Here is a 20,437-nt window from a genome sequence, read left to right as displayed (position 1 = left end):
GCGAAAAAGGCGGGTGGTTTGAACAAAAACGGAAAAATCATTTATAATGAATGGGACGAACAAATATTTTGCAAAAGGTTGGGGACGATCGTGAAATTGTATGACTCGATTTTAGATTTGATCGGTGGTACGCCGATCGTGAAGCTCAACCGTCTCCCGGATCGGGAGGGAGCGGACGTATATATAAAACTCGAATCGTTCAACCCAGGCGGCAGCGTCAAAGATCGGCCGGCTTGGGAAATGATCCGCCGGGCAGAGGCGGAAGGGAAAATTACGCCTGGAAAAAGCACGATCATCGAACCGACGTCCGGCAACACCGGCATCGGGTTGGCCATGGTGTGCGCCGCCCGCGGGTATCGCTGCATCATCACGATGCCCGACAATGCGACGGTGGAGCGGGTGAAAATTTTAAAGGCGTACGGAGCCGAAGTTTATTTGACGCCGGCGGAGAAGCGGATGCAAGGGGCAATTGATGAAGCGAACCGGCTGGCTGGCGAAATCCCTGACAGCTTCATTCCGATGCAGTTTGAAAATTCGGCCAATCCGGATGCGCATCGCCATACAACGGCGGTGGAAATTTACGAGGCGTTTGATGGGCGGCTCGATGCGTTCGTGCTCACCGCCGGCACCGGCGGGACGGTGACGGGAACAGGGGAGGAACTGAAAAAGCGCATTCCAAATTTGCGCATTTACGTCGTTGAACCGTACGGTTCGCCGGTGTTGTCGGGCGGGAAGCCGGGGCCGCACAAAATTCCCGGCACGGGTCCGGGGTTTATCCCGAAAATTTTAAACCGCTCGATTTACGATGACATTTTTTTGATCAAAGATGAGGATGCCCAGCAAATGGCGCGCCAACTGGCGGCCAAGGAAGGCATTTTGGTCGGCGCCTCAGCGGCGGCGAGCGCTTATTACGCCATCAAAGTGGCAAAACAGCTCCCGAAAGGCGCACGCGTCCTTTGCATGGCGCCCGATTCCGGCGAGCGGTATTTGTCATCCGATTTATTCGCCGATTAAGCGGACGTCGATCGACGAAAAAAGCGAGGATTTCTTGCCTTTCATTGGGAAGTGAAGCATTCCTCTCTGCAAAACAAAGAGGAATGCTTTTGTTTGATCGTTTGCCGGTGTGGAGAACAAAAAAACCGACCGGTCGTTCTTGATGAAGGATGACAATCGGCTTTCTTTCTGGTTCCTTGGCGCATGCGTTGAGCGCCTCAGCGGGGAGTGCGGTGAATCGTTGCTGTTCTTTTGGCAGATCGAACGAGCGCAGCGCTGCGTCATGGTCGGAATGATAAAAACAGTGACGGATTTCATGAACCATTTCGAATCCTCCATCGATGACGGCAGGAACGCTTGGGGAGATGGGCCGGCAATTGCCGGTGATGTTGCTGACAGCGTTCATCGATTTGGCGCCGGGGGGTATGGATCAAATGGGGATTTTGGCGCGGGAAGCGCATGCCGATCTTGCTGTTGTGACAAGTTATCAAATGTTCCGCATTTTTTTTATTTTGCTTGTCGTTCCGCCGGTGCTGAAAAAATGGTTTGCCGCCCGCTGGTTTCGATCGATTGAACGATGGGTCATGCCGTCTGCGTCAATCCAAAAGAAAGGGCTGTGACAAGAAACAAATATATGCTAAACTAGAAAGAAAAAGGAGGGGGGTTGCCATGAACCATTCGACCGTTTATCGTCCGCACAGCCCGGTGGCGAAGTTGGCGGTTTCCTTTTTAGCGGCGCTGGCTGTTGCGACCGCAGGGCTGTATGCCGGGCAATGGGTGCCGGCCGGGATGTACTTGCCGCTCTATGGCTTGGAACTCATTTTGCTTTTGGTGATGATCTTCGCCCGCAGCAAAAAAGCGGTCGGCTATCCGCTCATGTTTGCGTTTATGTTTGTCTCGGGGGCGACGCTCTATCCGCTCATCGGCTATTACTTGTCCGTCATCGGTGCAGCGGCGGTGTTCAAAGCGTTTGCGCTGGCCGTCGTCTCGTTTTCCGGCGTTGCCATTTACGCGGCGAGAACGAAAGAAGATTTTTCGTTCCTCGGCGGGTTTTTGATGCTTGGCGCGTTTGCGCTTCTTGGCTTGCTGATCATCCAATGGTTCATTCCATTTTCCAGCGTCGGGCAAATGGGCATCGCTGCTTTGGGGATTTTGATTTTCCTTGGCTTTACGATTTACGACATCAACCGTTTGGCCCGCTACGGCTTTACGGAAGCGGATATCCCGATGATTGTCGTCAATATTTACCTTGATTTCATCAATTTGTTTGTCTACATTTTGCGTTTTTTCGCCAGCGATGAGGATTGAGTGCCAAAAAGGGCTGCCAAAAGGAGCAGCCCTTTTTCTATGACGATGGCACAGATCAAAGCGGCAAGTCGAAATGGTGCGGCTATTTTTTTACGGCATGAAAGGTGAAACGCGGTGAGGCAGGAATCGGCAAATGGTGGGGCGAATAAAAGAAAGAAATGGAGAAGAAAGGGGCCTCATGATGAAGTTTGCCGTCAATGTTTCGACGATTTTCACGGAAGCGCCGTTTCTTGCCCGGTTTTGCCAAGGCGAAGCAGCACAGGTTTTCGCACGTTGAGTGCCAGTTTCCGTACGCTGCGGCGCCTGAGGCGGTTGCCGCTGAACTGGAGGAATACGGGCTGTCGCTCGTTACGATCAACTTGCCGGCCGGCGATTGGGAAAAGGGGGAGCGCGGACTGGCGATTCTTCCCGGCCGTCATGACGATTTCCGCCGTGCGCTTGAGGAAGGGGTGCGCTATGCGCTCGCGCTTGGCGCGCCGCGTCTTCATTGCATGGCTGGAGTGGTTCCGGCCGATTTGCCGCGGGAACGGGCGAAAGAAATATACATGCGCCGCTTGGATGAGGCGGCCGCTGCGCTCGGCGTCCACGGTTTGACGCTGACGATTGAACCGATCAATCCGTTCGATATGCCGGGCTACTTTTTAACGGATATTGATGAAGCCGTGGCCATCATTCGCGCTCTTGGCAGGGCAAATGTGAAAGTGCAATACGACATCTACCATATGGCGCGGCTTGGGCGCGATGTGACAGCGACGTTTGCGGCCTATGAACCATTGATTGACCATGTGCAATTTGCCGATGCCCCCGGGCGGCATGAGCCGGGGACGGGAGCGCTTCCGTATCGCGAGATTTTCGCATTTTTGCAAGAGCACGCTTTCCGAGCGGCTGACGGGACGGCCGGTTTATACGCTTGTGATCGGGTGTGAAGATGTGGAAAACGCCGTCCATTACCAAGAACAATGGGTGGAACGGCTGCGGCCGAAAATGGCGGAAATGTCCGTTTTAGCTGCTGAGGAGGCTTCCGTCTTTTGGCAGGCGTTTTATACAGCGGCGTCGAACGCGCGCCTGGCGCTGGCGAAAAACGGCGTGGAAGCGGCGGTGAAAATCGGCGTCGTCAACTTGGATGTGCTCGCCGTCTTGCAGGAAAGCGTTCTTATCGTTGATCGCTGCCACGTCCGTCTTGAGGCGCACGGTGGATTGGGCCATGGGCTTTGCCAGGTGTATGTACACGGAAGCGAAGAAGGGGTGTTGGCGGCCATTGAGGAGCTGCGTCAGGCAGCAGTTCGCCTTGGCGGCTATGCGATCGTGAAACATTTACCATTTTCGCTGCGCCAGCGCGTTGACGTTTGGGGCGGAAAGCCATCGTACTTTTTCTTGCTCGAAGGCATTAAGCGAAAAGATCCAAACAAAACGCTCAACGATCAGTGCTTTATTGGGGGGATTTAATCATGAGCACGATAATCAACGAACGGACGGACAGCCCGGCGTGTGCGACCACAAGCCTCGGCAACTCCCGATTTCCCGACTTGCCGGACCCGAGCAAGTGGGCTGATTGCGTCCACTGCGGCATGTGCTTGGAGTCGTGTCCGACGTATGAACAAACCGGCCAAGAGCAGCACTCTCCGCGCGGCCGCGTTTCCAGTCGGCCATCCGAAAGACATCGCCGCGCTGTTGCTCATTGAAGTGGACGGCATTTTCGCCGGGATTGACGAGCAAATCGACGATATTTTAACGATTTGCCGCCGCCACCATGTGCGCGAAGTGAAAGTCGCCCAGTCAGAGGAAGAGCGGGCGCGCTGGTGGGCGAACCGGAAAACCGGCTTTGGCGCCATGGGGGCGATTTCGCCGGATTATTTAGTGCAAGACGGCGTCATTCCGCGCAGCCGGCTGCCGGAAGTGTTGAACGAAATCGCCAACATCAGCCGCAAATACGGGCTTCTGATTGTGAATATTTTCCATGCTGGAGACGGCAATTTGCACCCGCTTGTGTTGTTTGATGCGAGCAAGCCGCTCGGCCCGGTTATTGAAACGGAGCTTGACCCGCTGTCGGTGTCGGTGAAAGCGCGCGTGAACGGCGTCGAAAAACAAAACAGCCCGACAGAGCTCATGATCATTTCGATCAGCAAAATGATCTCCTATTTGTCCCATGTCATGACGTTGCAACCGGGCGATGTCATTTTAACCGGAAGCCCGGTCGGCGCTGAGCTGGTTGGCCCGGGAACAGTCATTGAATGTGAAGTGGACGGCATCGGCACGCTCCGCAATACGTTTGTCGCCGCCAAAGCGCCGGCTGTCGCCGCCGAGATCATCGACCGGAAAGGGTTGCCCAGACATACCGATTGGACGATCACCGACCGCGAGGCGTTTTTCCGCGAGCTTGACACCATTCGGCAAAACGGATATGCGCTTGACCTGGAAGAAAATGAATATGGCATCCGCTGCGTCGCGGTGCCGATTTTCGACTATACAGGAAGCGTTGTCGCCGCCGTCAGCGTTTTCGGCCCGACGATCCGCATGACGGATGACCGCATCATGAGGCTTGCTGCGCGCATGCGCCAAATCGGCAAAGAACTCTCCGCCCGGCTCGGCCATCGGCCGATTCATTCCGTCCAGCCGTAACGGCTGGGCGTTTTGTTTTGCGGCGCGAACGGCCGGCTGGGCATGGCGGACGGAAGGGCATGCAGCCGAGCCGTGTTGCGCTTCGCTTTCCGAAAGACGCCCGCTTTTCGCCGCGTTTTGCTAGTGCAAACGGCAATGATGCATGTAAAATAGAAACGAGGTGATTGGCAACGTGAACAAACAGACGCTTTCCGAGTGGATCGAACAGCTTCGTCAGGACCCGAACGTCGTTCATTGGCATGAAATTGAGCCGAAAGAAGCCGACACAGTTCCGTTTCCGACCGAATTGAATCCGCGGCTGCGCGCGGCGCTTGAAGCGCGCGGCATCGCCTCGCTTTACACGCACCAGGCGTCAGCGTATGAGGCGGTGCGAAGCGGGCGGAACATCGTCGCCGTGACGCCGACGGCATCCGGCAAAACGCTCTGCTACAATTTGCCTGTGCTGCAAGCGATCGCGGAGGCGCCGGAAAGCCGCGCTCTTTACTTATTTCCGACCAAGGCGCTCGCCCAAGATCAAAAAAACGAATTACATGAAATCATCGCCGAGATGGGAACGCCGATTTACAGCTATACATACGACGGCGATACGGCGCCGGCGCTGCGGCAAAAAATCCGCCAGGCCGGTCATATTGTCATCACCAACCCGGACATGCTCCATACCGCCATTTTGCCGCACCATACGAAATGGATGTCGCTGTTTGAACAGTTGCGCTACGTCGTCATCGACGAACTGCATACATACCGCGGCGTGTTCGGCAGCCATGTCGCGAACGTCATCCGCCGCCTAAAGCGGATTTGCGCCTTTTACGGCAGCCGGCCGACATTTATTTGCACCTCGGCGACGATCGCCAATCCGCAGGAGTTGGCTGAGCGGCTGATTGGCGAACCGGTGGCGCTGATTGACAACAACGGGGCGCCGCGCGGACGGAAACATATCGTGTTTTACAATCCGCCGGTCGTCGAGCGGACGATGAACGTCCGTCAAAGTGCGACGAAAACGGCGGTCGAACTGGCGCGGCAGCTTTTACGCAACCACATTCCGACGATTGTGTTCGCCCGCAGCCGCGTCCGCGCCGAAATTATCTTAAGCCATTTGCAGGCGGCGGTGAAGGGGCGGATTGGGGAAACGACGGTCCGCGGCTACCGCGGCGGCTACTTGCCGAACGAACGGCGCGCGATTGAAAAGGGGCTGCGCAGCGGGGACATTATCGGGGTGGTCAGCACAAACGCGCTCGAGCTTGGCGTTGATATCGGCCAGCTGCAGGCGTGCATTCTCGCCGGTTACCCAGGAACGATTGCCAGCACGTGGCAGCAAGCCGGCCGCGCCGGCCGCCGCCATGGCGATTCGCTCGTGATTATGGTGGCCGGTTCAAGTCCGCTTGACCAGTACATCGCCGCCCATCCGGAATACTTCTTCGCTCGCTCGCCGGAAACAGCCCGCATCAATCCGGATAATATGCTCATTTTAGTCGACCATCTTAAATGCGCCGCGTACGAGCTTCCGTTTCGGCGCGGCGAGACGTTTGGTGGAGTCGAAGTCGAAGAAGTGCTCGATTTTTTGGCTGAGCAGGGGGTGCTTTATGAGCGCGGCGGCCGCTGGCATTGGATGAGCGAAGCGTTTCCGGCGCAAAACATTAGTTTGCGCTCTGCGGCGCAGGAAAATGTCGTCATTATCGATGTTTCTGACACCGCCCGCCATCGTGTCATCGGTGAGATGGATCGCTTCAGCGCGATGACGCTACTCCATGAAGAAGCGATCTATTTGCACGAAGGGACGCAATACCAAGTTGAGCAGCTTGATTGGGAGGAGAAAAAAGCGTACGTCCGTCAAGTGGATGTCGAATATTTCACCGATGCCAATCTGGCCGTGCAGCTTGAAGTGCTGTCTGAAGACCGTACTGCCGAACGAGGGGCGATGGCCGTCAAGTACGGCGATGTATCGGTCCGGGCGATGGCGACGATGTTTAAAAAGCTGAAACTGTCGACGTTTGAAAACATTGGATGGGGGCCGATCCGCCTGCCGGAAGAAACGCTTCATACGTCGGCGGCATGGCTCGAATGGATGGAAGTGCCGCCGCGGTTTTCCCCGGCGTTGTTTGAGCACATTCTGGTGGGCATCGCCAACGTGCTTGGCCATCTAGTGCCGATGTTTGTCATGTGCGACCGCTCGGATATTCATGTTGTGCCGCAGCTGAAGGCGCCGCACTCCGGACGGCCGACCATTTTCCTTTATGACCGCTATCCGGGCGGCATCGGTTTATCGGAAGCGCTGTTTGAGCGGTATGAACAAATGCTGGCGAAAGTGAAAGAGTGGGTGGAGCGCTGTCCGTGTGCGGATGGCTGTCCATCGTGCATCGGTGCTCTTGATGCGGCAGGGATGCCGGTCAAGCATGAATTGGTGCAGTTTTTAGCTGAACAGCTCGCTGTGCGGAGCGGTTCCTCGGCTTAGCGCCAACCGCGCCCTGCGGCGCAGCTTCCCGGTCATCGAGACTGGACGGAAAGGAAGGGCGAGACGGATGAAGCCAAAGCTGTCGCAATGGAAAGAGTTGCTGGCCGCCCGGCATCAACCGAAGGCTGCGGCCGGAGAACTTGAAGCAGAAGCGGGTGAATGCCGGGCGGCGGACGTGCCGTTTGCTGAGCAGTGGCGACAATGCGGCGTTGTTCCGCATTCGTTTGCCGGCGATTATTGTCTTGTCCGCGAGACGGTGTACCCGCTTGATCACGAACATGGCCGCTATCGGCTCGGTGCGTTTTATGAGGTGCACCGGCGCTGGCAGGAGGCGCCGTTTTCCCACCCGCTCTCGTGCCGCGGGTTTGCCGTTGGCGACTTGTTCTTTTTTGACACGGAGACGATGGGGCTTTCAAGCGGAGCGGGAAATGTCATGTTTTTGCTCGGCCATGCCCGCTTTGCCGGTGATTGCGTCATCGTCCGCCAGCATTTTTTGCCGCATCCCGGAGCGGAAGTGGCGCTGTATCAAAGTTTCTTATCCGATGTCAACTATACGACGCTTGTTACGTACAATGGAAAAGCGTTCGACTGGCCGCGGCTGAAAACGCGCCATGCCCTTGTCCGTGACATGGTGCCGAAGCTGCCCGCGTTCGGTCATTTCGATTTGTACCATGCCGCCCGCCGATTATGGAAAGGCCGGCTCGATTCGCTGCGGTTGGCTGAAGTGGAGCGGCATATTCTTGGCGTCAAACGGAACGATGATGTGCCTGGTTTTTTGGCGCCGATGATGTACCAAGCGTTTTTGCAAACGCCCCATCCCGACCGGATCATGCCCGTTTTGCGCCATAATGAGCAAGACGTGTTGTCGCTCATCGTGTTATACATTCATTTGTCGATTCAGCTGCTTGACGCAAACCAACTCACCGATCCAGGCGAACAGCTGGCCGCTGCCCGCTGGTTGGAAACGGTCGGGGAGACGGCGGCCGCGCGGGGCGTCTATGAACAGGCGGGCGCCGGGCAGGCGAAAGAAGCGCATATGGCGAAGTGGCAACTGTCGCTTTTATATCGGAAGGAAAAACGGTATGACGAGGCGGCGGCGCTTTGGCGCGACTTATTGGAGTGTGGCGTCTATTGGAAGATGAAAGCGGGCCTTGAGCTGGCGAAAGCGTACGAACATTATTTCCGTGACCTTGATGAAGCGCACCGTTATGCGGCGGCGGCGTATGAGGCATGGCGGTCGCTTGCCAGGGCGAGCCGGCAGGCGGCGGACGGGGAGGAGCGGGAGTGGCGCAAGCGGCTTGAGCGGCTTATGCGCAAGAAAAACAGGCCGGGAAAATGAGACGCCCATTTCCCCGGCAAGCGCAAAATGTGACAGAAACAGAAAAATTCCTACTCTTCTTTTGCTGCGAATCTTGTAGAAAAATAAAAAAACGTGTACAATGGCGTCGGAATGAACGAAAACGAGGGCAGGGAGAAGAATGTGATGAGGAGCATGTACAAAAAAATTTTGTACCTCTTTTTTATTGTCGTCGGCTTGACGTTTGTCGTGTTCCATTATGTTTATTAACGGTTCACGATGCCCGAGATGACCGGCGCCGCGTGGGCGGGGCTGAAGAAGCGGATTCGGTTTGGCAGCGCCGCCGTGCAAAATGGGTATCTACACTAGTACGAGTTCGGTTCGTTCATCATAGGCTAGTATTGCAAACCAACAGTCTAGATGAAAGGAGAAGGATGCCTATGCATTGCCCGCCTTATGTAACGGCGCCGATTGTTCATCCGCCTCAATGCTGCGTCCAACATCATTTTCAAGCAACGATTGTGCCGCATATCCATCCGTCGCATACGATGCATGTGTATCACCAATTGTATGAACATCACCATTATTTCCCGCATACGGAATCGGCCGTCGCTCAGGCTGCCAACCGGCACCTGTATTGCCCAGGGCCGATGCCGCCGTTCCCGGTTGGATATTAAACAAACGGACGAAGGGGCCGCTCGCCGGCCTCTGTTTTTTGTCAAACGGTGTCCGGACCATGCGCTGGAACATCCGTTTTCAAGTATGAGGGGATGGATGGAATCATTTCCTTTTATTCGGTTTCGCGACCGGAATAAAGAAAACGTCAATTGACAACCGGACCGATTTCTGAAAAAATAAAGAAAAGAGTTGAAAGCGGATTGAGGTGAAAGCCATGTCAGCCAATCGCGTAAAACTAACGCCGAAAGACATTTTAGAAAAGGAATTTAAGGTGAGCATGCGGGGGTACAATCAAGACGAAGTGGACCAGTTTTTAGATATGATCATCAAAGATTACGAAGCGTTTCAGCAGGAAATTGAAGAGCTGCAACAAGAAAACGCCCGCCTGAAGCGGCAAGTCGAGGAGCTGCAAAAGCGGCCGTCGGTATCGGCCGGGACGACAAACTACGATATTTTGCAGCGCCTGTCCAATTTAGAGAAACATGTGTTTGGCCGGAAGCTGTACGAGTAGGCGATGTAGACAAATTCCAATTTTTTTCTCTTGCTCTTATGTGAAAAATCGATTATACTGTAAAATGCTCGCAGCGTTAATCATGCTCGGGTAATCGCTGCGGCCGGTTTCGGCCGTAGAGGAAAGTCCATGCTCGCACGGTGCTGAGATGCCCGTAGTGTTCGTGCCTAGCGAATCCATAAGCTAGGGCAGCCTGGCTTCGGCTGGGCTGACGGCGGGGAAAGAACCTACGTCCCGGCTCGGGATATGGTTCGATTACCCTGAAAGTGCCACAGTGACGGAGCTCTAAGGGAAACCTTAGAGGTGGAACGCGGTAAACCCCACGAGCGAGAAACCCAAATGATGGTAGGGGCACCTTCCCGAAGGAAATGAACGGAGGGAAGGACAGGCGGCGCATGCAGCCTGTAGATAGATGATTACCGCCGGAGTACGAGGCGCAAAGCCGCTTGCAGTACGAAGGTACAGAACATGGCTTATAGAGCATGATTAACGTGGTGATGGCATCATGAAAAGCCCTCCTGCATGAAGGAGGGCTTTTCTTGTATCGGTTGTTTTGCAGGATGGTTATACTTGGAGATGAAATACATATTGCCTGCCAGAATAGGGGGAAGCGGATGGAGCGATTTTCAATCATTGCCACGGCCGCGATGGGGCTCGAAGCGGTTGTGGCGGATGAAGTGCGCCGGCTTGGCTACGAATGCCAAGTGGAAAACGGCAAGGTGATGTTTGAAGGTGATGCGGCTGCGATTTGCCGCGCCAATCTTTGGCTGCGCACTGCCGACCGTGTGAAGCTCAAAATCGGCGAGTTTCGGGCGACGACGTTTGAAGAGTTGTTTGAGCAGACGAAGGCGCTGCCATGGGCTGATTATTTGCCGAAAGACGCCTCGTTCCCTGTTATTGGAAAATCAGTGAAATCAACGTTGTTCAGCGTCTCCGATTGCCAAGCCATCGTCAAAAAAGCGGTTGTTGAAAGCCTAAAGGAGCGCTATCGGCTGTCGTGGTTTCCTGAAACAGGGGCGCTCTACCGCATCGAAGTGGCGCTCCATAAGGACATCGCCACCTTGACGATCGATGCGAGCGGCGCCGGGCTGCACAAGCGCGGCTATCGTCTCCGCCAAGGGGAAGCGCCGCTCAGAGAGACGCTCGCCGCCGCCTTGGTGCTGCTGACCAACTGGACGCCGGATCGCCCGTTTGTTGACCCGTTTTGCGGCTCGGGCACGATCGCCATTGAGGCAGCGCTCATCGGCCAAAACATTGCCCCTGGATTCAACCGCGACTTTGTTTCCGAACAATGGCCGTGGATCGGGAAACAAGTGTGGGAGCGCGCGCGCGAAGAAGCAGAAGCGCTGGCCCGCTATGACCAGCCTTTGGATATTATCGGGATGGACATCGATCCGCACATGGTGGAAACCGCCAAGGCGAACGCGGCGGAAGCAGGGCTTGCCGATTTATTGTCGTTTCGAGTCGGGCGGGCGGAGCAGTTTCGGACGGACAAGCGGTACGGAGTGATTGTCGGCAATCCGCCGTATGGGGAGCGGCTTGGCGAACGCCGGGAAGTGGAAGCGCTCTATCGCGCTATCGGCCGCGCCTACGCCTCTTTGGATACGTGGTCGGTCTATATCTTAACCGCCCACCGCGGCTTTGAAACGCATTACGGCCGACCGGCAACCAAACGGCGCAAGCTGTTTAACGGCTTTATCGAAACGCATTACTACCAATATTGGGGGCCGCGGCCGCCGCGTGAAGGCTAGAAGTTGACTTCTCGGCGGCGATCCATCATAATATTGTCTTGTTATTGAGAATAAGCGCGCAACAAACTTGTTGCGCGCTTATGCATGATGATGCCGGGGGAGTTTATGCCAATTTGGAGGGGTGGCGGCGATGAGCCATGATCGTTATCCATTTACAGTAGAAAAAAACGAAAACTTCTTTGACAAGCTCAGCCAATGGATCGGCGATGTTTTTTACGATATTTTGCCAGAGGCCGGGTTTGAGCTGCGCGATGAGCAAATTTATATGGCGTTCCAGCTCGAGCGCGCGTTTCGCGAGAAAAAGGTGATGTTTGCCGAAGCCGGGGTCGGCACGGGAAAAACGATCGTCTATTTGCTGTATGCGATTTGTTACGCCCGCTACACTGGCAAGCCGGCCATCATCGCCTGCGCGGATGAGACATTGATCGAGCAGCTCGTCAAAAAAGAAGGGGATATCGCCAAATTGTCCGATGTGCTTGGACTGCATATCGACGTCCGGCTGGCCAAATCGCCGGATCAATATTTATGTTTAAATAAGCTCGAAGAAGTCACGACATATGATGACGAGGATATCGAATTATACGAGCGAATTTTTGATGAGCTTCCGGCATTCGTCCACGATAATAAACCGATGCAGTCGTTTTACCGCTATGGCGACCGGAAGGAATACGCCCATTTGAGTGATGAGCAGTGGAAAAAAATCGCCTGGGACCCGTTTCAGGATTGTTTTACATGTGAAAAGCGGCACCGCTGCGGCCAGACGCTTTGGCGCGATTATTATCGAAAAGCGACGGATTTGATCGTCTGTTCGCACGATTTTTATATGGAACACGTCTGGACGTATGAGGCGCGCAAGCGGGAAGGCCAGCTGCCGCTGTTGCCGGAGGCGAGCTGCATCGTGTTCGATGAGGGGCATTTGCTTGAGTTTGCCGCGCAAAAGGCGCTGACGTACCGGATGAAAGAGACGACGCTTGAGATGCTGCTGACAAGGCTGCTCGAAAACGACATCCGTGAACAGCTCGCTTATTTAATTGAGGAGACGTTGGAGACGAGCGCGCGCTTTTTTGCGGAATTGAAAGCGTGCGCGAAAGACGTTCCCGGATCGAACCGGAAAGAAATTTTGCCGTCGCCCGCCCTGCAGCAATGGGCGAAGCAGCTGCACAGGCAAATCGTTGAAATCGGCAATGAGCTTGTGTTTGAAAGCGAGACGTATACGATCGACCATTATCAGCTGAACATCGTGGACGAATATTTGGATCAAATTCAATATTCGCTCGACTTGTTTTTGACGAACGCCGATGCGATCACATGGCTTGAGTCATCGCGCCAAGAGGCGACTTTGGTCGTCATGCCGCGCACCGTGCAGGAAGTGCTGCGCGAAAAAGTGTTCAGCAAACGAATGCCGTTTATCTTTTCATCGGCGACGCTGTCGAGCGGAAAATCGTTTGCCTATATTGCCCAAAGCTTGGGCATTGATGACTATTTGTCGTTCAGCGTGCCATCGCCGTTTGATTACGATGAGCAAATGACAATTTATATGCCGACGTTCCGCGCCGGCGAGACGCTGTTTGCGGAAAAATATCGCTATGCGCTCGAAAAATTGCGCGAAACCGGCGGCCGGGCGCTCATCTTGTTCCCGACGCGCGAAGAGCTGCTCCAATTTAAAGAAGAAGCGGCCGATGAACCGTTTTCGTTCTTGTTTGAGGGAGACCGTGAAATCAGCGATTTGGTCGCCGAGTTTCAGCGCAATGAGGAGACCGTGCTTTGTTCGGAACATTTATGGGAAGGGCTTGACATCCCGGGGCCGTCATTGTCAAACGTCATCATTTGGTCGCTTCCGTATCCGCCGAACGATCCGGTGTTTCAGGCGAAACGGAAGGCATACCGCGATCCGTTTTGGAGCGTTGATGTGCCGTACATGCTGCTCCGCCTCCGTCAAGGGGTCGGACGGCTCATCCGCACCCGCGATGATCGCGGCATCGTCTCCATTTTTGTCACTGACCGCGACGATGCGCAAGTCATCCAAGCGGTCAAAGAGGTGCTGCCGACAGCGGTGAGGGAAGAATAAGTTCTTCCCTTTTTCTTTTTGCAGCCGAAGCGGATATTTCCCGATGTGTCAGCAGGAAAATGCCCACTTGTTATGGAAATGATGATACGGCCAACAAAAACAGTGGGAGGATGGGGCTCGATGAAGCGAATGGAAGAACAATTTTTGGAATATGTCAAAAAAATGATGGGATACCATGAGGCGATCGGCCTCATGTATTGGGATTTGCGGACCGGGGCTCCGAAGAAAGGAGTCGGACAGCGCTCGGAAGTGATCGGCATGCTGTCGGCGGAAGCGTTCCAAATGTCGATATCCGAAGAGATGGCGGCGTTTATCGCCAAACTGTCAGCCAAAGGGGTGTATGAACAGCTTGGTGAAGTGACGCAGCGCACGCTCGATGAGTGCAAAAAAGAATATGAGCGCAATAAAAAAATTCCCGTTGCCGAATACAAGGAGTATGTAGTACTTCGCTCCAAAGCGGAAAGCGTCTGGGAAGAGGCGAAAGCAACCGCTGATTTTTCCCGTTTTCGCCCGTACTTGGAGCGAATCATCGAGTTTCAGCGCCGTTTTATCGAGTACTGGGGATATGAAGGGCATCCGTACAACACGCTGCTTGATCAATATGAGCCGGGCATGACGGTCGAGCTGCTCGATCAGCTGTTCGGCCGGCTGCGTGAACGCATCGTTCCGCTTGTACAAGCCGTTGCCGCCGCCCCAAATAAGCCGGATACGTCGTTTTTGTTTGCTGCGTTTCCGAAAGAACGGCAACGGGCGTTTCTTTTGGAGCTGCTTCCGGAACTCGGCTATGACTTTGGCAAAGGGCGGCTTGATGAGACGGTTCATCCGTTTGCGATCGGGTTGAACCCAAACGATGTGCGCATTACGACGCGCTACGACGAACGCGATTTTCGCACCGCCATCTTCGGGACGATTCATGAGTGCGGCCATGCCCTGTATGAACAACATATTTCCGAAACGCTTGTCGGCACGCCGCTTTGCGGTGGGGCATCGATGGGCATTCACGAGTCGCAGTCACTGTTTTTCGAAAATATGGTTGGCCGCCACTATTCATTTTGGAAGCGGCATTATTCACGTCTTTCGCAATACGCGCCATCGCAGTTTGCCGGCGTTTCGCTGGATGCGTTTTACCGGGCGATCAATGAGGCGAAGCCGTCGCTGATCCGGATTGAAGCCGATGAACTGACGTATCCGCTTCACATTATCATCCGCTACGAAATCGAAAAGCAGCTGTTTGCCGGCGATATCGAAGCGGCGGACTTGCCGGACGTATGGAATGAGAAATATGAGCAATATCTTGGCATCCGCCCGTACAACGATGCGGTCGGCGTGTTGCAGGACGTCCATTGGTCGGGCGGCAGCTTCGGCTATTTTCCGTCGTATGCGCTCGGCTATATGTACGCGGCGCAATTCAAACAGGCGCTCGAAAAAGAACTCGACATGGCGGCGTTGCTTGAAGAAGGGAACATCGCGCCGATTCGTGAATGGCTGACCGAGCGCATTCATCGATTCGGAAAAACGAAAAAGCCGCTCAACCTTGTGCGCGATGCCACCGGTGAGCCGCTCAACGCCGAACACTTGATCCGTTATTTAGAAGAAAAATATAAAGCGATTTATTGTCTATAAAGCAAATCCCCCTCTCCGGTTTGGAAGAGGGGGATTTGCTTACCATAATTTGTATCCTTTCGATCCCGGCGGAGCATTTTGAATGATGTCAATGAGCGGCACCGTATAGGCGATGACAATGAGCGCCACAACGAGGCCGATCCACAGCTTCCAGTTTTCGAGCGCCAACGCCGCCCGTTCCTGCGGGGCGGCCGCTTCGGCGACCGGGAATTCGGTTTCGCCTTTCGGAGCGAGAAACGCTAGGTTAATGACGATGACAAGAATCAAAATGATGCCGATGAACAAAATGGTGCCGCCGACCGCCTGGGCGATTTGGTACGGAATCCATTCAAGCGCCTGCGGCGAGTTGCCGTATGTGGAGAACGCTGAGCGCCGTGGCGCCCCGAGCAAGCCTGCAAAGTGCATCGAGCCGGACATAAATGTCATCCCGACCGCCCATACGATCGTTTGGATGATGGCAAGCCGGTTCATCGCTTTCGTCATCACCCGGCCGGTCAAATGCGGGATGAGCCAATACGATGCGCCAAAAAACGTTAACACAACCGTCGTGGCAACGGTCAAATGGAAGTGGCCGGTCACCCAAATCGTGTTATGAACGACTTGGTTGAGCTGGTGCGAAGCATTGATGATTCCACCCGTGCCGGCCGGAATGAAAAACAGCATCCCGACAAACGGTGCGAAAAAGCGGGCGTCGCCCCACGGCAATTTCCGCCACCAGCCGAACAGGCCGGTTGCCCCCTGCGAGCGGCCGTACGATTCAAACGTCGCAAACATGGCAAACGCTGTCATGAGCGACGGAATGATGACCATAAACGTCAAGACGACTTGCACGTACTTCCAAAACGGCGAAATCCCTGGCTCCAGCAATTGATGGTGAAAGCCGACTGGAATCGAAAACAGTAAAAACAAGATAAACGCCAGCCGCGCGAGCGAATCGGAGAATATTTTGCCGCCGATCACTTTCGGGATGACAGCGTACCAAACCATATACGCCGGCAATAGCCAGAAGTAGACGAGTGGATGCCCGAAATACCAAAACAGCGTCCGGCTCAAGAGCACGTTCACCCGATCCGTGAGCCCAAGCGACCACGGAATGAGCTGAAAGACGACGGTGGCGGCTACGCCAAGCGTGCAGATGAGCCATAATACCATATTCGTGACAGACATAAACGCCAACAGTGGGCTCGCCTGACCGCGGTGCGCCTTCCGCCAGCGCGCGTAATGGGCAAACATTCCAAACCCGCTCACCCAGCTGCCGACGACGACGAGCGCCAAGCCGATGTAAAAGCCAGCGTGCGCCTGAAGCGGCGCGTAAAACGTATATAAGACAGATGCTTGGCCGGTTAGGATGAAAAAGGCTGTGCAGGCCGTCCCTGCCGTCATCATCCAAAAACCGATCCAGCCGAGCCGGCGCGAACCGTCCGAGAGCGCTCCGGTCGTGCGGCTGACCGCAGCGAACTGAAAGCCGATAATGAAAAACGTCGTCAGCACAAGCCCAAGCAAGACGCCGTGCGTCGTCAAAATCGTGTAATAGCTGATCCCAGCCGGCAGCTCAAACTTGCCGGAACGGACGAGTGTTTGCAACAAACCGGCGAATCCCCCGAGCGCCAGGGCGGTAAAGGCGACAAACAAATGTGCCAGCGCCAGTTTGGCGTCGCGGCGATCGACTTTTTCCAACGAGTTCACCATCTCACTCCACCACCTTAATGCGCGCCGTCATCATATGGTGGCCGGCGCCGCAATATTCATTGCAAAGAATCGTATACTCGCCCGGTTTGTCAAACGTCGTTGTCAAGCTGTTGACATAGCCGGGTTCGACCATCATATTGATGTTCGTTCCGGGAATTTCAAACCCGTGAATGACATCTTTTGAGGTGACGTTGATCGTCACTTTCGCTCCTTTTGGAATTTCAATGGCATTTGGCGTAAAGGAAAACGCGGCCACGACGATGTTCAGTTCGTATTCGTCATCCCCTTTTTTCACAAGCCCCGGATGATCAAACGGCGGGGTAGTGTCCACTTTTTCCGGATCGATTGTCGTCAGACAGCTTGGCGGCTGCTGTCCGGCGGCGAAAGCGCTCACGCCGACGACCGTCAAAAAGACGATCAAACAACCGATGCCGAACGTCAGCCAAATTTTTTCATACTTATGAATGTGCATCTCAAGTCCCTCCCTTGCCGCTTACAGGCGGTGTAAAAATAAAAAGTAGACGCTGACCCAGGCGAAAATGATGAAAAAGCCGAGCAAAAACACGGACGACAGCGTGCCGCTGAGCGCCGGCTCTTTTTCCTTTTTTGTTTGCCGGTCCATTGCCGTCGGTTTTGTCCGCTCTGGTTTGGCCATCCTTTCATCCCTCCTCGTGCGTTTTGGATTCATCCCCCATAACGTTGACAGGCAGGTGCGCCAAGCGTGAGTTTCCCTGCTTTGACACTATCATAACCGTACAAAACGGCTGCAACAGTGACTTTTCTCACAAAAACAACACAAGAAGTTTGAACAAATGGTGACGATGGTGAACAATGTAGGAAAAGGGCGGGAAGGAAAAAGGCGGCGGATCCGTCTGATGAGGGACAGCGGCAACGGTTTTGTCCCGGACAGAATCGGAACGAAGATAGCTGACGGCAAAGGAGAGTAAAAACGAATGATTAATTATTTTTTTATTTAATGTTCGTTTTTTTTTTTATTAAAAAACCGCTTCTCATCCGCCGCTTTCCGTGGTATACTGCTAGTAACTGAATCATGCTGACTCACTCATATAATCGCAAGAATACGGCTTGCGAGTCTCTACCAGCCGACCGTAAATCGGCTGACTATGAGTGGTAATGTCAAGGGGGGCGGCCATGGCCGTCTTGCGCCTTCCTTTTGCCTTGGCTTAAAAGACATTGCCTGACTCATGGAATGAGTGAGGCCGGTGTTTTTTAAGCTTTTTTATTTTGGAGGGGATTGGCATGCGCGAATTGCTCGAAAAAATTGCCACTGAAGGAGAGGTGCTGGCCGGCGGGGTGCTGAAAGTCGATCGCTTTTTGAACCATCAGGTCGCCCCACAGCTGATGAAGCGGATCGGCGAAGCGTTTGCCGGCCGGTTTTGCGGCGAGCGGCCGACGAAAGTGTTGACGCTTGAGTCATCGGGCATCAGCCCGGCCATCATGGCCGCGTATGAACTTGGCATCCCGCTTGTCGTTGCCCGTAAGCGGCGGCCAGTGACGATGGCCGACGATGTATACCGCGCGGAAGTATATTCGTTTACGAAGCAGGAGACGAACGAGATCGTTGTTTCCCGTTCGTTGCTTAACAGCGGTGACCGGGTGCTCATTATCGATGACTTTTTAGCCAACGGCCAGGCAGCGCTTGGAATGACGGAGATTGTCCAACAAGCCGGCGCGGTTGTCGCCGGCATCGGCATCGTCATTGAAAAGGCGTTTCAAGACGGCGGGCGATTGCTTCGTGCGCGCGGCTTCCGCGTCGTATCGCTCGCCTGCATCGCGTCGCTTGATGGTGGTGTCATTCAATTTGCTGACGAGGTGATGAGTCAATGAAGATGAAATGGTGGCAAGTTGGATCACTCGGCATCCAACACGTATTGGCGATGTACGCCGGGGCGATCGTCGTTCCGCTTATCGTCGGCGGGGCGTTGCATTTGACGAGCGAACAGCTGACGTATTTAGTGGCCATTGACTTATTGACGTGCGGCATTGCGACGTTTTTGCAAGCGTGGAAAAACAAGTGGTTTGGCATCGGCTTGCCGGTTATGCTTGGCTGCACATTTACGGCAGTCGGGACGATGATCGCTATTGGCGGACAGTACGGGATGCCGGCAGTGTATGGGGCGATCCTTTGCGCCGGAGCGGTTGTGGTGCTCATCAGTCCGTATTTCGGCAAGTTGCGGACGTTGTTTCCGCCAGTTGTCACCGGCTCGGTCGTGACCATTATTGGCTTGACGCTCATCCCAGCGGCGGTGAACAACATGGCCGGCGGGCAAGGGGCAAAAGACTTCGGCGATCCGGCCAACTTGGCGCTGTCATTTGGCGTCCTGGCGCTGATTATCTTGCTGTATCGTTGTTTTACAGGATTCATCCGCTCGATCTCTGTTTTGCTTGGCATGGCAGCCGGAACGTTTGCCGCGGCCATGATGGGAAAAGTGGACTGGACGCCGGTTGCGGAAGCGTCATGGCTTCACTGGCCGACGTTGTTTTACTTTGGCGCCCCGACGTTTCATGGGTCTGCTGTTTTCACCATGGTGCTCGTCGCGATCGTCAGCCTTGTCGAATCGACCGGCGTTTACTTTGCTTTGTCGGACATTTGCCGCCGCTGGCTAACCGATAACGATTTGGCGGGCGGCTACCGCGCTGAAGGATTGGCCATCATCATCGGCGGGCTGTTGAACGCATTTCCGTATACGACGTATTCGCAAAACGTCGGACTTGTTCAGCTATCGGGCGTGAAAACGCGCAATGTCATTTACGCTGCCGCGGCATTTCTTGTCCTGCTTGGATTTGTGCCGAAAATCGCCGCCGTGGCGACAATCATCCCGGTGCCGGTTTTAGGCGGGGCCATGCTCGCCATGTTTGGCACGGTCATCGCCTACGGCGTGAAAATGTTAAGCCAAGTCGATTTGGCTGTGCAAGAAAACTTGCTGATCATTGCTTGCTCGGTCGGCATAGGGCTTGGGGTGACGGCGGTGCCGAACTTGTTTGCTGAGCTTCCGGCGGGCCTGCGCATTTTGACGGACAGCGGCATCGTTGCCGGCGGCCTCACCGCCATCCTTTTAAATGCCGTCTTCCATTTCGGCAAGGCGAGAAAATCGGCTGCACTGCCGTTGCAGGAACAAAAAATTTCATAATCGTATTGATCGCTTTCATAGAAATCCATCAGCTGTTCCTGAGGCTGCGGCCGCGCTTCGTGCCGCCGCTGCGGGGAGAACGGGCGTGCGTTTCCGGCAGTGCGCAAGCAAAACAAAGACAGCCGGCTGTGAAACGGTCCCATTGACGCCAATGGCTCGCCGGCTGCGGGCCGGGGAAAAACATTCATCCCGCTGAACGAACCGGCGGGATTTTTTTGTTCTCCTATTGGGAAACGGGGCGAAATACAGTAAAATGAATGTAAATGACATTGACGGAAACAAAGGGGTTTTGGTCATGG

Annotated in this window: 18 protein-coding genes, 1 other RNA gene, 2 pseudogenes and 1 riboswitch; of the genes and pseudogenes, 17 read left to right on the top strand and 4 right to left on the bottom strand. The window is 54.6% G+C overall.

The genetic code is table 11. The features are described 5' to 3' along the window. The first annotated feature begins 90 nt into the window (after positions 1 to 90). Positions 91 to 1,014, top strand: coding sequence for a cysteine synthase A (gene cysK / locus NSS88_RS01220; protein ID WP_033009303.1), 924 nt, complete (start codon positions 91 to 93; stop codon positions 1,012 to 1,014). Here cysK and NSS88_RS01215 read toward each other — a convergent pair. Continuing rightward, entirely contained in the window at positions 1,000 to 1,311 is a 312-nt protein-coding gene (locus tag NSS88_RS01215; RefSeq protein ID WP_033015338.1) for a hypothetical protein, read from the bottom strand. The genes cysK and NSS88_RS01215 overlap by 15 nt on opposite strands. Before the next feature lie 5 nt (positions 1,312 to 1,316). Here NSS88_RS01215 and NSS88_RS01210 point away from each other — a divergent pair, with 5 nt between their 5' ends. From NSS88_RS01210 to NSS88_RS01145, 14 genes and pseudogenes are all read left to right on the top strand, one after another. Then, the gene (locus tag NSS88_RS01210; protein ID WP_259463474.1) at positions 1,317 to 1,613 is read left to right on the top strand and encodes an AbrB family transcriptional regulator; all 297 of its coding nucleotides are present in this window, start codon (positions 1,317 to 1,319) and stop codon (positions 1,611 to 1,613) included. Positions 1,614 to 1,662: 49 nt separating this feature from the next. Next, a complete protein-coding gene (locus NSS88_RS01205) occupies positions 1,663 to 2,301 on the top strand; it encodes a Bax inhibitor-1/YccA family protein (protein ID WP_020755708.1) in 639 nt (212 codons plus the stop codon). 197 nt (positions 2,302 to 2,498) lie between these two features. Beyond that, the gene (locus tag NSS88_RS01200) at positions 2,499 to 3,227 is read left to right on the top strand and encodes a TIM barrel protein (protein ID WP_230581340.1); all 729 of its coding nucleotides are present in this window, start codon (positions 2,499 to 2,501) and stop codon (positions 3,225 to 3,227) included. Beyond that, positions 3,172 to 3,747, top strand: a pseudogene (locus NSS88_RS01195) (FAD-binding protein); the annotation flags it as partial. The gene NSS88_RS01200 and the pseudogene NSS88_RS01195, both read left to right, overlap by 56 nt. Before the next feature lie 2 nt (positions 3,748 to 3,749). Next, positions 3,750 to 3,938, top strand: a pseudogene (locus NSS88_RS01190) (4Fe-4S dicluster domain-containing protein); the annotation flags it as partial. Further along, positions 3,895 to 4,920, top strand: a complete 1,026-nt coding sequence (locus NSS88_RS01185) for an IclR family transcriptional regulator domain-containing protein (RefSeq protein ID WP_033015333.1) — start codon at positions 3,895 to 3,897, stop codon at positions 4,918 to 4,920. The pseudogene NSS88_RS01190 and the gene NSS88_RS01185, both read left to right, overlap by 44 nt. Before the next feature lie 172 nt (positions 4,921 to 5,092). Further along, the gene (locus NSS88_RS01180) at positions 5,093 to 7,369 is read left to right on the top strand and encodes a DEAD/DEAH box helicase (protein ID WP_055359034.1); all 2,277 of its coding nucleotides are present in this window, start codon (positions 5,093 to 5,095) and stop codon (positions 7,367 to 7,369) included. Positions 7,370 to 7,436: 67 nt separating this feature from the next. Beyond that, the gene (locus NSS88_RS01175; protein WP_033015329.1) at positions 7,437 to 8,708 is read left to right on the top strand and encodes a ribonuclease H-like domain-containing protein; all 1,272 of its coding nucleotides are present in this window, start codon (positions 7,437 to 7,439) and stop codon (positions 8,706 to 8,708) included. Between the two features lie 398 nt (positions 8,709 to 9,106). Further along, positions 9,107 to 9,343, top strand: a complete 237-nt coding sequence (locus NSS88_RS01170) for a CotD family spore coat protein (protein ID WP_033009240.1) — start codon at positions 9,107 to 9,109, stop codon at positions 9,341 to 9,343. Positions 9,344 to 9,558: 215 nt separating this feature from the next. Beyond that, positions 9,559 to 9,855 (top strand): cell division regulator GpsB, encoded by a 297-nt coding sequence (gpsB, locus tag NSS88_RS01165; protein ID WP_033009238.1) that lies wholly within the window; start codon positions 9,559 to 9,561, stop codon positions 9,853 to 9,855. An 82-nt stretch (positions 9,856 to 9,937) separates the two neighbouring features. Beyond that, positions 9,938 to 10,336: RNase P RNA component class B (rnpB, locus tag NSS88_RS01160), an RNA gene on the top strand. Between the two features lie 133 nt (positions 10,337 to 10,469). After that, positions 10,470 to 11,606 (top strand): THUMP domain-containing class I SAM-dependent RNA methyltransferase, encoded by a 1,137-nt coding sequence (locus tag NSS88_RS01155; RefSeq protein WP_033009237.1) that lies wholly within the window; start codon positions 10,470 to 10,472, stop codon positions 11,604 to 11,606. A gap of 130 nt (positions 11,607 to 11,736) precedes the next feature. Then, positions 11,737 to 13,674: an ATP-dependent DNA helicase gene (locus NSS88_RS01150; RefSeq protein ID WP_033015327.1), complete on the top strand. Its 1,938-nt coding sequence runs from the start codon at positions 11,737 to 11,739 to the stop codon at positions 13,672 to 13,674. A gap of 120 nt (positions 13,675 to 13,794) precedes the next feature. After that, a complete protein-coding gene (locus NSS88_RS01145; protein WP_033015325.1) occupies positions 13,795 to 15,297 on the top strand; it encodes a carboxypeptidase M32 in 1,503 nt (500 codons plus the stop codon). Positions 15,298 to 15,336: 39 nt separating this feature from the next. Here NSS88_RS01145 and NSS88_RS01140 read toward each other — a convergent pair whose 3' ends face one another. From NSS88_RS01140 to NSS88_RS01130, 3 genes are read right to left on the bottom strand one after another with little or no spacing between them, the layout of a single operon-like run. After that, positions 15,337 to 16,986: a b(o/a)3-type cytochrome-c oxidase subunit 1 gene (locus NSS88_RS01140; protein ID WP_049625392.1), complete on the bottom strand. Its 1,650-nt coding sequence runs from the start codon at positions 16,984 to 16,986 to the stop codon at positions 15,337 to 15,339. 1 nt (position 16,987) lies between these two features. Beyond that, the gene (locus tag NSS88_RS01135) at positions 16,988 to 17,458 is read right to left on the bottom strand and encodes a cytochrome c oxidase subunit II (RefSeq protein WP_033015318.1); all 471 of its coding nucleotides are present in this window, start codon (positions 17,456 to 17,458) and stop codon (positions 16,988 to 16,990) included. Positions 17,459 to 17,479: 21 nt separating this feature from the next. After that, positions 17,480 to 17,641, bottom strand: coding sequence for a cytochrome c oxidase subunit 2A (locus NSS88_RS01130; RefSeq protein WP_049625393.1), 162 nt, complete (start codon positions 17,639 to 17,641; stop codon positions 17,480 to 17,482). 388 nt (positions 17,642 to 18,029) lie between these two features. Beyond that, positions 18,030 to 18,131, top strand: a riboswitch (purine riboswitch). A 115-nt stretch (positions 18,132 to 18,246) separates the two neighbouring features. Here NSS88_RS01130 and NSS88_RS01125 point away from each other — a divergent pair. After that, on the top strand, positions 18,247 to 18,834 hold the full coding sequence (locus NSS88_RS01125; protein WP_341082611.1) for a xanthine phosphoribosyltransferase: 588 nt from the start codon (positions 18,247 to 18,249) through the stop codon (positions 18,832 to 18,834). Next, on the top strand, positions 18,831 to 20,138 hold the full coding sequence (locus tag NSS88_RS01120; RefSeq protein WP_055358859.1) for a nucleobase:cation symporter-2 family protein: 1,308 nt from the start codon (positions 18,831 to 18,833) through the stop codon (positions 20,136 to 20,138). The genes NSS88_RS01125 and NSS88_RS01120 overlap by 4 nt, the downstream gene beginning before the upstream one ends. Positions 20,139 to 20,437: the final 299 nt, after the last annotated feature.

The organism is Geobacillus sp. FSL W8-1251 (assembly GCF_038005945.1).
In the GTDB taxonomy this organism is placed as follows: Bacteria; Bacillota; Bacilli; order Bacillales; family Anoxybacillaceae; genus Geobacillus; species Geobacillus stearothermophilus.
This window is presented reverse-complemented; position numbering and strand designations above follow the sequence as displayed.

Excerpts from the sequence above, each read along its gene's own strand:
- NSS88_RS01155 (WP_033009237.1), top strand. The coding sequence starts at position 10,470 with ATGGAGCGATTTTCAATCATTGCCACGGCCGCGATGGGGCTCGAAGCG.
- NSS88_RS01215 (WP_033015338.1), bottom strand. The coding sequence starts at position 1,311 with ATGAAATCCGTCACTGTTTTTATCATTCCGACCATGACGCAGCGCTGC.
- NSS88_RS01130 (WP_049625393.1), bottom strand. The coding sequence starts at position 17,641 with ATGGCCAAACCAGAGCGGACAAAACCGACGGCAATGGACCGGCAAACA.
- NSS88_RS01205 (WP_020755708.1), top strand. The coding sequence starts at position 1,663 with ATGAACCATTCGACCGTTTATCGTCCGCACAGCCCGGTGGCGAAGTTG.
- NSS88_RS01170 (WP_033009240.1), top strand. The coding sequence starts at position 9,107 with ATGCATTGCCCGCCTTATGTAACGGCGCCGATTGTTCATCCGCCTCAA.
- NSS88_RS01175 (WP_033015329.1), top strand. The coding sequence starts at position 7,437 with ATGAAGCCAAAGCTGTCGCAATGGAAAGAGTTGCTGGCCGCCCGGCAT.
- NSS88_RS01185 (WP_033015333.1), top strand. The coding sequence starts at position 3,895 with ATGAACAAACCGGCCAAGAGCAGCACTCTCCGCGCGGCCGCGTTTCCA.
- NSS88_RS01145 (WP_033015325.1), top strand. The coding sequence starts at position 13,795 with ATGAAGCGAATGGAAGAACAATTTTTGGAATATGTCAAAAAAATGATG.
- NSS88_RS01135 (WP_033015318.1), bottom strand. The coding sequence starts at position 17,458 with ATGCACATTCATAAGTATGAAAAAATTTGGCTGACGTTCGGCATCGGT.
- gpsB (WP_033009238.1), top strand. The coding sequence starts at position 9,559 with ATGTCAGCCAATCGCGTAAAACTAACGCCGAAAGACATTTTAGAAAAG.
- NSS88_RS01140 (WP_049625392.1), bottom strand. The coding sequence starts at position 16,986 with ATGGTGAACTCGTTGGAAAAAGTCGATCGCCGCGACGCCAAACTGGCG.
- NSS88_RS01200 (WP_230581340.1), top strand. The coding sequence starts at position 2,499 with ATGTTTCGACGATTTTCACGGAAGCGCCGTTTCTTGCCCGGTTTTGCC.
- NSS88_RS01125 (WP_341082611.1), top strand. The coding sequence starts at position 18,247 with ATGCGCGAATTGCTCGAAAAAATTGCCACTGAAGGAGAGGTGCTGGCC.
- NSS88_RS01150 (WP_033015327.1), top strand. The coding sequence starts at position 11,737 with ATGAGCCATGATCGTTATCCATTTACAGTAGAAAAAAACGAAAACTTC.
- NSS88_RS01120 (WP_055358859.1), top strand. The coding sequence starts at position 18,831 with ATGAAGATGAAATGGTGGCAAGTTGGATCACTCGGCATCCAACACGTA.